12 protein-coding genes and 2 pseudogenes are annotated in these 14,663 nt (G+C 36.9%); 5 read left to right on the top strand and 9 right to left on the bottom strand.

The features are described 5' to 3' along the window. Positions 1-15 precede the first annotated feature (15 nt). The 6 genes and pseudogenes from J3U16_RS09180 to aas all read right to left on the bottom strand — a co-directional run bounded on the left by J3U16_RS09180 (position 16) and on the right by aas (position 6,247). Positions 16-816: a PTS mannose/fructose/sorbose transporter subunit IIC gene (locus J3U16_RS09180; RefSeq protein WP_065563721.1), complete on the bottom strand. Its 801-nt coding sequence runs from the start codon at positions 814-816 to the stop codon at positions 16-18. A gap of 21 nt (positions 817-837) precedes the next feature. Continuing rightward, positions 838-1,380, bottom strand: a pseudogene (locus J3U16_RS12125) (PTS system mannose/fructose/N-acetylgalactosamine-transporter subunit IIB); the annotation flags it as partial. Positions 1,381-1,439: 59 nt separating this feature from the next. After that, positions 1,440-1,812, bottom strand: a pseudogene (locus tag J3U16_RS12130) (PTS sugar transporter subunit IIA); the annotation flags it as partial. A gap of 186 nt (positions 1,813-1,998) precedes the next feature. Further along, positions 1,999-2,910 carry an N-acetylmuramic acid 6-phosphate etherase gene (gene murQ, locus J3U16_RS09190; RefSeq protein WP_267342925.1) on the bottom strand — a complete coding sequence of 304 codons (912 nt, stop codon included), beginning with the start codon at positions 2,908-2,910 and terminating at the stop codon, positions 1,999-2,001. After that, positions 2,897-4,084, bottom strand: a complete 1,188-nt coding sequence (lplT, locus tag J3U16_RS09195; protein ID WP_220225625.1) for a lysophospholipid transporter LplT — start codon at positions 4,082-4,084, stop codon at positions 2,897-2,899. Before lplT ends, murQ begins: the two co-directional genes overlap by 14 nt. Positions 4,085-4,099: 15 nt before the next feature. Continuing rightward, positions 4,100-6,247, bottom strand: coding sequence for a bifunctional acyl-ACP--phospholipid O-acyltransferase/long-chain-fatty-acid--ACP ligase (aas, locus tag J3U16_RS09200; RefSeq protein WP_267332419.1), 2,148 nt, complete (start codon positions 6,245-6,247; stop codon positions 4,100-4,102). A 183-nt stretch (positions 6,248-6,430) separates the two neighbouring features. Here aas and J3U16_RS09205 point away from each other — a divergent pair, with 183 nt between their 5' ends. Next, positions 6,431-7,405, top strand: coding sequence for a hypothetical protein (locus tag J3U16_RS09205; RefSeq protein WP_267342926.1), 975 nt, complete (start codon positions 6,431-6,433; stop codon positions 7,403-7,405). Positions 7,406-7,723: 318 nt separating this feature from the next. Here the strand turns inward: J3U16_RS09205 and gpsA are convergent, their stop codons facing one another. The 3 genes from gpsA to J3U16_RS09220 are packed head-to-tail and all read right to left on the bottom strand — an operon-like array spanning position 7,724 to position 9,705. Continuing rightward, on the bottom strand, positions 7,724-8,743 hold the full coding sequence (gene gpsA / locus J3U16_RS09210; protein ID WP_267342927.1) for an NAD(P)H-dependent glycerol-3-phosphate dehydrogenase: 1,020 nt from the start codon (positions 8,741-8,743) through the stop codon (positions 7,724-7,726). A gap of 25 nt (positions 8,744-8,768) precedes the next feature. Continuing rightward, complete coding sequence (secB, locus tag J3U16_RS09215; protein ID WP_065563714.1) at positions 8,769-9,239, bottom strand: protein-export chaperone SecB; 471 nt, start codon at positions 9,237-9,239, stop codon at positions 8,769-8,771. Between the two features lie 25 nt (positions 9,240-9,264). Beyond that, the gene (locus J3U16_RS09220) at positions 9,265-9,705 is read right to left on the bottom strand and encodes a rhodanese-like domain-containing protein (RefSeq protein WP_065735119.1); all 441 of its coding nucleotides are present in this window, start codon (positions 9,703-9,705) and stop codon (positions 9,265-9,267) included. 130 nt (positions 9,706-9,835) lie between these two features. On the opposite strand from J3U16_RS09220, the gene J3U16_RS09225 reads away from it, so the two are divergent. The 4 genes from J3U16_RS09225 (at position 9,836) to glnG (ending at position 14,587) form a co-directional block, all read left to right on the top strand. Next, a complete protein-coding gene (locus J3U16_RS09225; protein WP_065563712.1) occupies positions 9,836-10,339 on the top strand; it encodes a DUF4952 domain-containing protein in 504 nt (167 codons plus the stop codon). 269 nt (positions 10,340-10,608) lie between these two features. Next, a complete protein-coding gene (glnA, locus tag J3U16_RS09230) occupies positions 10,609-12,018 on the top strand; it encodes a glutamate--ammonia ligase (RefSeq protein ID WP_065563711.1) in 1,410 nt (469 codons plus the stop codon). A 74-nt stretch (positions 12,019-12,092) separates the two neighbouring features. Next, positions 12,093-13,142, top strand: coding sequence for a nitrogen regulation protein NR(II) (glnL, locus tag J3U16_RS09235; protein ID WP_267332421.1), 1,050 nt, complete (start codon positions 12,093-12,095; stop codon positions 13,140-13,142). Between the two features lie 11 nt (positions 13,143-13,153). Then, positions 13,154-14,587 (top strand): nitrogen regulation protein NR(I), encoded by a 1,434-nt coding sequence (gene glnG / locus J3U16_RS09240; RefSeq protein ID WP_267332422.1) that lies wholly within the window; start codon positions 13,154-13,156, stop codon positions 14,585-14,587. The last annotated feature ends 76 nt before the right edge of the window (positions 14,588-14,663 follow it).

The raw sequence follows: 14,663 nt of genomic DNA on the forward strand, positions 1-14,663 counted from the left end.
TTCTTCTCCAAGTTCTTAGTAATCATTTAAAATATCATCAAGTGGATCGCCTTTACTACCACCATTTGATGAATTGCCACGTTCAGAAAGATTTAGATAAATTAGTGCTAGAGCAATACCTAGAGCACCAATTGCAATCAAGGTTAATTGTGATATCGCGGCAACAACAAAACCGATAATGAAAAATGGCCAAACTTCACGATTTGCCATCATATTAATTACCATCGCATAACCAACAGCCACTACCATGCCTCCACCAATAGCCATACCTTCTGATAGCCATTTAGGCATTGAATTTAATGCGTCTTTTACCACTTCAGCAGGAATAAATAACAGCGCTGCTGCTGGTATTGCAATACGTAAACCTTGTAAACAAACCCCTAATATTTGTAACCATTCGATTCTACGGATATTACCTTGCTCTGCTGCAGCATCCATTAAATGCACTAATGGAACGGCAATAGTTCGCACAATCATCGTTAAAAATAAGCCAGCAACTGCTAGTGGGATGGCAATAGCGATAGCTGTCGATACACCAGCTTCACCTTGTCCACCAAGAACTAAAATAATAGATGAAGCAACAGCAGCAAGCGCGGCATCAGGTGCAACCGCTGCGCCAATATTTGCCCAGCCTAATGCTATCATCTGTAATGAACCACCTAACATTACGCCAGCTTCTAGATTTCCTGTTACTAAACCAATTAGTGAACAAGCAACTAATGGTTGATGGAATTGGAATTGGTCTAAAATACCTTCCATTCCAGCTAAGAACGCAATAACTATCACTAAAATGATAGCAATAATTGATAAAGTCATAATAATAACCCCTTAATTAAACTAATTCTTTTGTTCAGCTAATTCTTGTTTCGCTTTCTTTAATAATTCATCCATATTATCCTCAGAATCATTAGGTACTTTGCGAATGTCGAATTTCACATTTTTCGCTTTTAATTTCTCGAATGTATCAACATCTTCAGCGCTCATTGACAGCACTTTGTTGACCATTACCTTACCGACAGAATGCGCCATTGAACCAACATTTAATGTTTGAATATCAACACCGCCATCTATAGCGCGAAGTACATCTTCAGGGTTTTCGAAAAGTAATAAGGCTTTGGTGTTACCAAAACGGGGATCATGCGCAACTTCAATAATTTTTTTAATTGGCACCACATTGGCTTTAACACCAGGAGGTGCGGCTTCTTCAATCAGTTTTTTCCTTAACTCATCTTTGGCAACTGAGTCTGAAACCACAATAATACGATTAGGGTTAGTCGCTTTAGTCCAAGAGGTTGCCACTTGTCCGTGTAACAAGCGTGAATCAACGCGAGCTAATACAATTTTCAATTTACCATCGCCTAAAACAGTACCTTCAGGGATAGTGCTTGTTTGTTGATTGTTTGGCGTTGGTTTAGTTGCCACTTCAACCGTTGTTCTAATACCATCTTGGGCTGATTCAATAATGGCGGCAGCCACTTCTTTGGCGGTCTCCATCGATAAACGTGATGAGTATGCCTCAATCAACATTGGAAGATTTAAACCTGCAACGATAGCCCAATTTGGATGTTCACCACAGAGTGTATTGGCTTGGTTAAATGGTGTTCCACCCCATAAATCGACTAAAAAAAGCACTTCATTTTGATCATCGAAAGTAGCAATTGCTGCCAGCATCCGTTCCTTTAAGCTTTCAGGACTATCACTTGGATGCAAAGTAACGGCTTTAACGTTTTCTTGCTCTCCAAATATCATCGTCCCTGATTGTAAAATACCTTCAGCAAACTCACCATGAGTTGCCAAGATTATTCCAACCATAACGTACCTCCCAGTTTTTTATATTATTGCTAATATAAAGTTAATAAAATAAATCTATTTACTTATTTTAGTTAACAATATGATTTATAAATTCGATCTTCATCAAGGTTTGATAAAATATATCGCTAAATTTTAAAATAATCTTTCTTTATCAGAACAGTAATATTTGTGTAATGCTAAGAAAGATTATTTATTGCTTTGTTCTAATGCTTTACGGATAAAACCATTATTTTGTTGTAATGCTGTTTTTGCTTGCTGAGCTGTTAACCCTGCAAGAATCATTAAAATAGCTGTTTTACAATTTTTGTTACATTGACTTAGTGTTGAAATAGCCGTCTCCCGACTACAATCGGTTGCTTGCATGACAATTGATATTTGACGTTCTACGAGTTTAGCATTAGTGGCCTCAACATCAACCATTAAATTACCGTAAACCTTACCAATTTTAATCATGCTGGCTGTGGTTAACATATTAAGTACTAATTTTTGTGCTGTACCGGCTTTCATTCTTGATGAACCGCTAACTACTTCTGCGCCAACAATTGGGGTAATGGCAATATTGGCCAAGTTAATCATCGGTGCATTGGGGTTGCAACATAAGCTAATTACTGTTGAACCCAGTGATTGAGCATATTGCATACCGCCGATAACATAAGGTGTGCGTCCACTTGCTGCGATACCTACTAAAATATCTTTTTTGCTAAAATTGATATTTTTTAGATCATTAACTGCTAGCTCAGGTGAATCTTCTGCATTTTCAACCGCTTTAAATATGGCAGGGTGCCCGCCAGCAATTAATCCAACGACTTGTTCTGGAGGCGTTCCGTAAGTAGGTGGGCACTCGCTCGCATCTAAAATACCTAATCGTCCAGAAGTGCCGGCACCAAGGTAAATTAAACGGCCATGATTTAAGAAAGCATCGCTAATTGCATCTACCGCATTGGCTATATTAGCTAATTGTTTTTCGACAGCGATTGCCACTTTTTTATCTTCATTATTGATAATTTGAAGTATTTCAAGGGTGGATGCGCAGTCGATGTTCTCGCTCGCACTATTGCGATTTTCGGTGATCATTGCTGATAAATTAATGTTTGACATGTGATTTTAAACCTAACCATACAAACCCGATAAGAATGGCAAATAGCATACCAAAACCTACACCGATAGTAATAACAGATAATCCACAAGCAATAGCTAACGTATAAGCACTGAGCATAATCATCATTGCACTATATTCGCTTAAGTTTTGTATTGAAATTACACTACCAGCACCAATAAGCTCTTTCCCCATTTTTTGAATTAATGCATTTAGTGGGACTAAAAAATAACCACCTAAAGCACCAATAATCACTAATAGAATATAAGAACTCGTCATATTGCTTTGCAAGGTAAATGCAATGACGGCAAACCCCATTAATATTCCTGCTGGAATACACCGTAATGTATTGGATATTGAAACCATAGCACTAGCAAGGCCAGCACCAACAACAATACCTATTGCCACAACGGCATTTAGATTTGTTGGGGTTGAGTTGTCAGTAATACCTAACACAATTGGCACCCAGCTAATTAATAAAAAGCGCAAGGTAATACCCGCTCCCCAAAATAGGCTAGTGCCGAGTAAAGTATAAAGTGCTTGTTTATTATTGAAAATGATTTTAAAGGTTTTAGCAAAATCCTTTATCATACTCATAAACTTCCACTCAATGTCTTTTCGAGCAACAGGAAGTTTAGGAATAAAAATATTGGCTATAACAGCTAGGCCATACATTATTACACAAGTAAGTAATGCTAATGTGATGTTTAAGTCAGCAATATGGCCTCCAGCAAGTGAGCCTAGTAAAATAGCTGCAATTGTTGATGCTTCAATTAAACCATTTGCTTTCACTAAATTATCGCCAGAGGTTAGCTCACCTAAAATACCATATTTTGCTGGTGAATAACCGGCTGCTCCCACACCAACTAGAAAATAACCTAAAAATGGATTGATATTTAGGCAAATAACAGCAGCACCTAATAATTTAATACCATTTGAGATCATCATCGCTCTGCCTTTAGACATACTGTCAGCAAATTGACCAACAAATGGCGAAAGAAGGATGAAAGGGATGACAAAACCGATTTGTAATGCCGATTGGCTCCACTCTGGATAATTGAGTTGTTTAATAAAAGCTAATATTGCAAAGAAAATAGCATTATCAGCAAAGGCTGAAAAAAACTGGGCTAGCATGGTTGCAGCCATGCCAACGGTTAATAAAGGCTGTTTATTCATAGTGAATCCTTGCTATTATTCATTTTCATCAGCCATTTTGCGTAGCGTAATAAAATCGATTTTGCCAGTACCAAGCAATGGTAATTCTTTAACCACACGAATATCTCTAGGAATGGCTAATGCAGGAATACCTAAATCTTGTGCTGCCTGATTAAGCTGTTCTCGAGTTAATGTAGTTGAAGTAGTAAATAGCACAAGCGCTTCACCTTTAGCTGCGTCAGCTTTTACTGTAGCGCCATGCATGGCATCAGGATCGACTTTTCTAGCTAGCGCTTCAACACTTTCCAGTGAAACCATTTCGCCAGCAATTTTAGCAAAGCGTTTCAGTCGTCCTTTAATTGTCAAAAACTCATCTTTATCAATATCTACGATATCGCCAGTATCATACCAGCCTTTTTCTGCATTACCATTTTCATCAACGGCAACAGGCTCTTCAAGTACACCGGGTTTTTCAACTCGTAAATAACCTTTCATTACGTTAGGTCCTTTAAGCTGTAATTCCCCGCCATTGGTAATCCCTGGGATAGGTATTAATCTTGATTGCATACCTGGCAATAGCCGACCAACAGTTCCTGCTTTAAATGCCATTGGCACATTAAGGGCAACAACTGGTGCACATTCGGTTACGCCATAACCTTCTAAGATTCGAATGCCATATTTATCTTTCCATTGTTCACGCACCGCATCGGAAAGTTTTTCAGCACCGGCAACCACATAACGTAATCGCATAAAATCATAAGGATGAGCGTAGCGAGCATAATTGGCTAAAAATGTTGGTGTGCCAAATAACACGGTACAGTTTTGGTCATAAATGATTTCTGGCACCATACGATAATGTAATGGGTTTGGATATAAGAAGGTACGACTTCCAGAAAACAACGGTAAAAATAAGCCGGCAGTAATACCAAAAGCATGGAATAATGGCAATGCGGACATAAAACGGTCAGCAGGTGTCGGATCGATAACGGTACGAATCTGTTCAACATTTGCCAATAAACTACCATGGCTGTGCACTACACCTTTAGGATTGCCTTCTGAGCCTGATGTAAATAACACTAAAGCTTCATCATCACTTGATTGTTGTCGTTTCACTAAACGTGGAATGTATTGATGAAGTGCAACATAAAGTTTATCAACAAAAGTCAAACTACTACGCAAGTCCTCAAGGAAATACCAATTTACGTCCTTAATTTCTTCTAATAGATAATCAAGCTTACCTTTTTGAATAAATTTGCGTGAAGTAATGATCGTTTTTATTTCAGCCGCAGTAATTGCACAGGTTAACCCTTTAGTTCCTGCTGTATAATTAAGCATGGCTGGAATACGATTTTTGACTGATAGACCAAAAATAGTTGCAACAGTAATCGTTGCATTAGGGAGCAATAAACCAACTCTTTCTTTTTGTTTGGTAATCTTAGAAATTATGCAACTAACACCGATAATTTGCTTAAGCAAGTTTCGATAGGAGGCTTCGTGAGTGGTAGGATCTTGAACCATTCGCGATTTTACCCCATAACGAACTTGGGCTTCGAGCAACGCTTCAAAAAGTGTCAATTTTGGTCGGCTTGCCATTCTGGCATTCATCATAATTTGATGTAATTTTTCACCAGCAATATATCGTCGTTCACTTGCTTTTGGTGCATCAGGCATTGGGATTGATGTTGGTTCCAATACATGAATTGTAATTTTAGGAAATAGATGACGTTTAAATAAGCCTTTTAAACGGCTAGTTAACGTAAATTCTGCACCTTCAATCCAGACAGGTACAATCGTTGCTTGAGAACGAGCAGCAACAAATGCTGCACCGTCATAAATCTTCATTAATGAGCCGGTTATGGTAATTCGACCTTCCGGGAAAATAACAATTGGTCGTCCTTTTTCAATTTCACGAACTAACCTTTTAATCGCCATTGGACTTAATGGATCCATTGGCACAAAATCAACGTAACGTTTGGCTAAACGGACTAGCCAATGATCAATGTAGCCTGCGTAGATAGCAAATACTGGTTTAACTGGTAAAAATACGCCGATTAAAATGCCGTCTAGGAAGGAAACATGATTAGGTGTGATAAGTAATCTGTCTTGTTTTAAATTATTGAGATTCCCTTGAATCTTTACATGAAATAAAATTTTTAGAAAAAACTTTAATATTTTAAATAACATCTGATTTCTCAATTTCCGTACAAAATTGTACTTTGTAATAATAATGAAAATAAATTAAATATACAAGAAAGCGAAAATTATCTATTTATATTGATATTAAACAAGAGTATTTATTTTTTTGTTGGTAAGATTAAATAATGGATAATAAATAATATGAAAATAAATATTAAATAAGGAATCGAAATGTTAATTTTAACTGCCCAAGATATTCAACAATTCTATACTATGAAAGATGCCGTTTCAGCGGATAAACAAGCACTGAAAATCTATACTCAAGGTAATAGTGAAGTTCCATTACGCATCAACTTTGACATGCAAAAAGGGCAATGTTTGATTATGCCTGCTCATATAAAAGAAAATGATGTGGTTGGCTTGAAAATTGTCTCGGTTTTTCCTGATAACCCGAAACTTGGTAAGCCATCTGTTCCCGCGCAAGTGTTTATGATCGATCCGTTAACAGGCGAAGTTTGTGCGATGTTAGATGGCACATTTGTGACCCAATTACGCACAGGCGCGGTACAAGGTGCAGCTACCGATTTATTAGCCAGAAAAGATGCTAAACGTGCTGTATTAATTGGTACTGGTGGACAAGCTGCGTCACAGTTAGAAGCGATGTTAACCGTCCGTCAATTGACTGATGTGGCGATCTTTGGGCTTGATGTCAATAAAGGCAAGCAATTTACTGAAGAGATGAAGAAACGATTCGCTCATTTTTCCGCTAACCTCTATTTTTCGAACGATCTAGATGAAGATATTCGCCAAGCAGATATCATTACCTCTGTCACCACATCAAAAGTTGTGACCTTCAATGGCGATTTGGTTAAACCAGGAACACATATCAATGGAGTAGGTGCTTACACGCCAGAAATGCACGAAATACCAAGTAATATTGTTAAAAATGCTGATATTCGCGTACTTGATACCAAAGATGGTGTATTTGCTGAGGCGGGTGATATTATCGATCCAATCAATCAACATTTAGTTACAAAACAAGATTTTTATGAATTAGGTGATTTAGTTATTGATCCACAAAAATGTCGCCAAAACGATCAACAAATCACGTTATTTAAAAGTGTGGGAACGGCAGTATTAGATGTCTATGTTGGTTATGATATTTACCAGAAAGCCAAGGAAAAGGGCCTAGGAATGAGTGTTTAAAACGCCTCCCAAAAACCACGACATATCAAAAAAAGTTGAGGAGCGGGGTTTTTGAGATCTTAAATCAGTGTTAGTCATGTTTTTATTAAATCCTATAACAGGCAAATCACTGAAACAAAAAAAGTTGAGGAACGGGGTTTTTGAGATCTTAAATCGGTGTTAGTCATGTTTTTATTAAACCCAGTAACAGACCATTCATTAAATAAAAAAAGTTGAGGAGTGGGGTTTTTTGAGATCTTAAATCGATGTTAATCAAGTTTTTATTAAATCGAGTTAATCACTGAATAAAAAAAGTTGAGGAGCGGGGTTTTTAAAGATCTAAGACTCGCTTTTTAATTCTTGTTTTTGTGAGCGACCCAATAATGACATGGCTGCAAGTTTTGGATCTTTATGTTCGTAAAGCACTTTATAGATTTGTTCTGTGATAGGCATCTCAACATGATATTTTTGAGCTAATGCCCAAACTTCTTTAGTATTTCGGCAACCCTCAACCACTTGAGCAATAATATCTTGTGCTTCTTGAATGGATTTGTTTTGACCTAATAAAATACCAAATCGACGATTTCGGGACTGATTATCTGTACAAGTAAGTACCAAATCGCCTAAACCAGCCATCCCCATAAACGTGGCAGGATCGGCCCCAAGAGCTTCGCCTAATCGCATCATTTCGGCAAGTCCGCGGGTTATTAAAGCTGTTCTCGCATTTGCACCAAAACCCAGCCCATCGGACAAACCAGCACCAATTGCAATAACATTTTTTACCGCGCCACCAAGTTGAACGCCAATAAAGTCTTTACTGCTATAAACACGAAATGATTTACTACAGTGAAATAAATTTTGGAGTTCAGTTAAAAATTGATCATCGGTTGAGGCAACGGTTACTGCTGTTGGTAAGCCTGATGCAACTTCTTTAGCGAAAGTAGGGCCTGAAATAACCGCTAATGGGATTTTATCACCCAATACTTCTCTGGCAACATCTTGTAATAGTCGACCGGTATCGACTTCAAGTCCTTTGGTTGCCCAAACAATTTTGCTATCTTTTCTTAAAAATGGTTTGATTTGTTTAAGAATGCTACCAAATGCGTGGCTTGGAACAACAATTAATAAAATTGGTGAAGCTGAAACGGCAGTTTTAAGATCCGCTTCAACTTGAAGTTGGTCAGGAAAAGAAATATCCGGTAAAAATTGTCTATTTTGTCTATCATGTTGCAAAATAGCCATCTTATCTGGGTTATGTCCCCATAATAAAGTTGAGTGGCCATTTCGTGCCAGTAATATAGCCAGCGAGGTTCCATAAGAACCTGCGCCAATCACTGTCACTGCTGCATTTTTATTCATAAACATAGACTTTATTAACTAGTAATTACTGTAAAGTTTCAGTCGATTCGGTTTTAGCTTCTTGCTGTTGCAAATAGCTAATGAATAAAGCTTCAAAATTTACAGGTTCTAAATTAAGTTGTGGGAAAGTTCCTTTATTTACTAAGCTTGAAATAACTTCACGCGCATAAGGGAATAAAATATTAGGACAATAAGCACCTACACAATGTTGAATTTGAGCATCGTCAAATCCGATAAGCGAGAAAATACCTGACTGAGTCACTTCACAAATATATACAACTTCTTCTTGTTGTTTTACGGTTACTGTGACACGTAAAGAAACTTCATGCACACCTTCACTCAACGCTTGTGATGATGAATTTAGTTCTAAATTCATTTCTGGTTGCCATTGTTTTGTGAAAATTTCTGGAACGTTGTTTGTTTCAAATGAAACATCTTTGGTATAAATGCGTTGAATAGCAAATTGTGTTTCAGGTGTATTGTTTTGTTCTGTCATGATAAAACCTTATTTTAATATTATATTATTTTCTAACTAATGGTAAGTTTTCGCCGTTCCATCCAGCAATACCATCTTTTAATGTAAATACATGCAAAAAGCCCTGTTTGACTAATACTTCACCAATGCTTGCTGATGTTAAACCATTATCATCTACCACGATGATAATATCTTCTTTAAATTTTTCAATGGTTTTTGCGCTAGCATTTTTAATGTCAACGGGTAAAATGTTGTGAGATTCAGTAATATGCCCTTTTTTGAAACTATCTGCTGAGCGAATATCGACAATAACTGCGTTTTCTTTGTTGATCATACTAATTGCTTGCGCGTTATTAATTATTTTCACTTTTGATAATTTACTTTTCACGGTCATTACAATGATTGCAACGAATAACACAATCCAACCTAATGAAAGTAAAAGGTGATTTTGGATAAAAGGTATAATTTCGAGTGTAACAAAGTCCATACTTTTATGATTACCTATTATTATTAAAAATAGGTTAAGATTATAACGATATTGTCTACTGAAATATAGACCTAAAGGGAGAAATCTTATTTTAAGCTAATAAGATTTAAAAGTTTTAAGGATTGAAACTATGTTATTTAAAAGATTTATTTTGTTGCCATTCATTTTCGTTACTTTAATTTCGTCAGCATTAGCAGAATCAAATAATCTTAATACTGACGAAATACTAAGCCTAGAGGAACTAAAGGAAGATAGTCAATCTAGTTCATTAGGGTTTGATCCGAATTTAACGTGTCGAGACTTTTTCCATGAGATTGATCCAAATGCCCCTGATTTTTTTCAATATGAAAAGTGTAGGACAACCGACTATGGGCAAACATGGCCTATTGAGGTTATTTATAAAGTTGAAGGTAAATATGCTAAGCAAGCTCATGAATATTTAATTAAGACTATGGGAATGGGCGATTTGAAATTCGTATGTTGTTATTGGGAACAACTAAAACCAGTAGCAATTGTCAATCCAAAAGATAATGTATTATATGAGGCTACATTTATTTCGGAAGAAACCCTAAAAAAGGATTGGGATAAAACAACCTTTTATTTAATAATAAAAGGTTATCGAAAAGAATCGTAGCTCATTCAAAAGAGTTAGCAAATTCACTTTTCATTAATGGCACCAAAATGTAACGCAAGTAGCAGTATGTTACATTTTGGTGCATTATTTTGGTGCTATGTGCATTATTTTGGTGCATTAATGTTAATTTTTGCTATTATCTAACCAATAAAAACCGTTCAAAAATCGTGGTTAAAAAATTGGCATCAAATTTGCATATAATTTAATAAATAGGCAAATATGCCTTTGAACTGAACATTTATTTTATATGTCCTCAATGGAGAAGCTACATGTCTACACAAAAAGTTTTTACACTAATAAAAGAAAACGATGTTAAATTTGTTGATTTACGTTTTACTGATACTAAAGGTAAAGAACAACACGTTACCATTCCAGTTAGTCAAATTGACGCAGATTTTTTTGAAGATGGTAAGATGTTTGATGGCTCTTCAATTGCAGGTTGGAAGGGGATTAACGAATCAGATATGGTGTTAATGCCAGATGCATCAAGTGCCGTGATTGACCCATTTTTTGAAGATGTGACATTGAATATTCGTTGTGACGTTTTAGAGCCAGCAACATTACAAGGCTATGATCGTGACCCGCGCTCAATTGCTAAACGCGCTGAAGAGTTTTTAAAATCGTCAGGCATTGCTGATACTGTTATTTTTGGACCAGAACCAGAATTCTTCCTATTTGATGATGTGCGTTTTGGAACGCCGATGTCAGGTAGTTTTGTTCATATCGATGATATCGAAGCTGCTTGGAACTCAGGTACTAAATACGAAGAAGGTAACAAAGGTCACCGCCCAGGTGTAAAAGGTGGTTACTTCCCGCTTCCTCCTGTTGATTCTTCACAAGATATCCGTTCTGAAATGTGTTTAATTATGGAGCAACTAGGTTTAGTTGTTGAAGCTCATCACCATGAAGTTGCAACTGCTGGTCAAAATGAGATTGCTTGCCGTTTCAATACATTAACTAAAAAAGCTGACGAAGTGCAAATCTATAAATATGTAGTACAAAATGTTGCACATGCTTATGGTAAAACCGCGACATTTATGCCAAAACCAATGTTTGGTGATAACGGTTCTGGTATGCACTGCCATCAATCACTTGCTAAAGATGGTGTGAACCTTTTTGCTGGTGATAAATATGCTGGCCTTTCTGAAATGGCTTTATTCTATATCGGTGGTATTATCAAACACGCTAAAGCAATTAATGCTTTTGCTAATCCAGCAACAAACTCTTATAAACGTTTAGTACCGGGTTATGAAGCACCCGTTATGCTTGCATATTCTGCTCGTAACCGTTCTGCATCAATTCGTATCCCTGTTGTTACTAGTCCTAAGGCTCGTCGTATCGAAGTTCGTTTCCCAGATCCAGCTGGTAACCCATACTTATCATTTGCTGCACAGTTAATGGCTGGTTTAGATGGTATTATCAATAAGATTCATCCGGGCGATGCGATGGATAAAAACTTATATGACTTACCACCAGAAGAGTCTAAATTAATTCCACAAGTTGCAGGTTCACTTGAAGAAGCGTTAAATGCTTTAGATGCGGATCGTGAATTCTTAACTCGTGGTAATGTGTTTACTAATGACACTATCGATGCTTATATCGATTTAAAACGCCAAGATGTTGATCGTGTCCGTATGACTCCGCATCCGGTTGAATTTGAATTGTATTACAGCCTATAAGTCATTATTTTATTATTTGAAGTTTTAACCACCGCTGTTTGGCGGTGGTATCTAATGAGAACGGAGTGCTTACGATGACATTTGATAATGAATCTGATGCGAATCTTGTTCTCGACTCTATGATAACCAATATTTTATTACTTGATAAAAAGCTCAATATTCTTTATGCCAATACTGCGGCACAACAATTACTAGCCCAAAGTTCTAAAAAAATATTAGAAAGTTGTCTTCCTGATTTGTTAGGGTATTTTTCGTTAGACCTTGATTTAATGCAAAATGCCTTAGATCAAAACCAAGGTTTTACCGATAGTGAAGTAAATTTAGTGATAAATAATGAACTACATATTTTATCATTGACGGCACAACTGCTTGCTAATGGCCATATTTTGATCGAAATGGCACCACTTAATAGCCATAAAAAACTAAGCCAAGAACAATTACAACAAGCTCAACAAAATGCAGCACGTGAGCTAGTCCGCGGACTTGCCCATGAAATTAAAAACCCATTAGGTGGGCTTAGAGGTGCAGCGCAACTATTATCACGTGAACTGCCTAAAAATGAGTTGCAAGACTATACACAAATTATTATTGAACAAGCAGATAGATTAAGGAATCTTGTTGATAGGTTATTAGGTCCACAACAACGTTTACAACAAAAACAGCAGAATATTCACCAAGCTATTGAGCGAATTTATGCGCTTTTAAGTTTAGAAAAGCCGTCAAACGTAACGATTATACGTGATTATGATCCTAGTCTGCCTGAATTAGTACATGACTCTGAACAGATTGAACAGGTAGTTTTAAATATCATTCGTAATGCGATACAAGCGATTGGTTCGAAAACAGGCTCTATCACAATAAGAACGCGAACGGCATTTCAGGTTACTTTACATGGTCAGCGTTACCGACTTTGTGCGCGCATCGATATTGAAGATAATGGACCTGGTGTTCCAGTTCATATTCAAGATACTCTTTTTTATCCGATGGTAAGTGGTTATGAAGGTGGTAATGGTATCGGTTTGTCGATTGCTCATAATATTATCGATCAGCACCATGGAAAAATTGAGTTTAATAGTTGGCCAGGCCACACAGAGTTTTCTATCTATCTGCCCATCAAACAATGAGGTTAATTGAAATGAATGTTTGGATTGTTGATGATGATAGTTCGATTAGATGGGTGTTAGAAAAAGCACTTACTAATGCTCATTTTAATTGCATCAGTTTTTCAAGTGGTCAAGAAGTGATTGATGCTTTAGTGAATCACCCACAAAAACCAGCCGTTATATTATCTGACATAAAAATGCCTGGGATTGATGGCTTATCTTTACTTAATTATATTAAAGAGCAAATGCCCAATTTGCCTGTGATTATTATGACGGCGCATTCCGATCTTGATGCCGCTGTTAATGCTTACCAAAAAGGTGCTTATGATTATATTCCTAAGCCTTTTGATGTTGATGAAGTTATTCAACTGGTGGAACGAGCTATTTTACAAACTCAAAGCAATAAACCGAGCAGTCCTTCTAGCAGTAAAGCTTCTACTGGTATTATCGGTGAAGCTCCATCAATGCAGGAAGTGTTTCGTATTATTGGGCGACTTTCAAAATCATCTATTAGTGTGCTGATTAACGGCGAATCAGGAACGGGTAAGGAGTTAGTTGCTAAAGCATTGCACACCCATAGTCCACGTTCGCAGTCACCTTTTATTGCACTGAATATGGCTGCCATTCCAAAAGATCTGATTGAATCTGAATTGTTTGGTCATGAAAAAGGCGCATTCACTGGTGCAGCCCAAATAAGGCATGGTCGTTTTGAGCAAGCCAACGGTGGTACGCTATTTTTAGATGAAATTGGCGATATGCCGTTAGATGTGCAGACGCGATTATTAAGAGTGCTTGCCGATGGTCAATTTTATCGAATCGGTGGTTATTCACCGGTTAAAGTTGATGTTCGTATTATTGCCGCAACCCATCAAGATCTTCAAGCGAGAGTAAGAGAAGGTAAGTTTAGAGAAGATTTATTCCATCGCTTAAATGTTATTCGTATTTTATTACCGCCATTACGAGATAGAGCACAAGATATTCCAAAACTGGCTGAACATTTTTTACGTACTACTGCCAAAGAGTTAGGCGTCGAAAGTAAAGTGCTGAGTCCTGAAGCGCTTAATTTATTATGTATGTTTAATTGGCCGGGCAATGTTAGGCAATTGGAAAATGTTTGTCGTTGGGTGACTGTAATGTCGTCAAATAATGAAATTTTTGTTCAAGATTTACCTCCAGAACTTTTACAGTTATCGGTGCCTGCTACATCTGTTAATTATGACGTTAATACCCATCCTCAGCCTTTAACAGATTGGAAAACGATGCTCGAACAGTGGGCTAAGCAAGCATTATTAGCGGGCCAAACAGGGATATTGACACAAACCGTTAGTGAAGTTGAACGGATTTTATTGAAATGCGCACTTAATTTTACTCGTGGTCACAAACAAGATGCTGCCAACCTTTTAGGTTGGGGACGAAATACGTTAACCAGAAAGCTTAAAGAATTATCCGAAGATTCCAATTATTAATTGACGTAGAATTGATCAATAATCAGCCTTTAATTTAATATTATTGGCTGATGTTTTTATAAGCTTATTAATTATT

Source organism: Gilliamella sp. B3023 (assembly GCF_026536845.1).
In the GTDB taxonomy this organism is placed as follows: domain Bacteria; phylum Pseudomonadota; class Gammaproteobacteria; order Enterobacterales; family Orbaceae; genus Gilliamella; species Gilliamella apicola_E.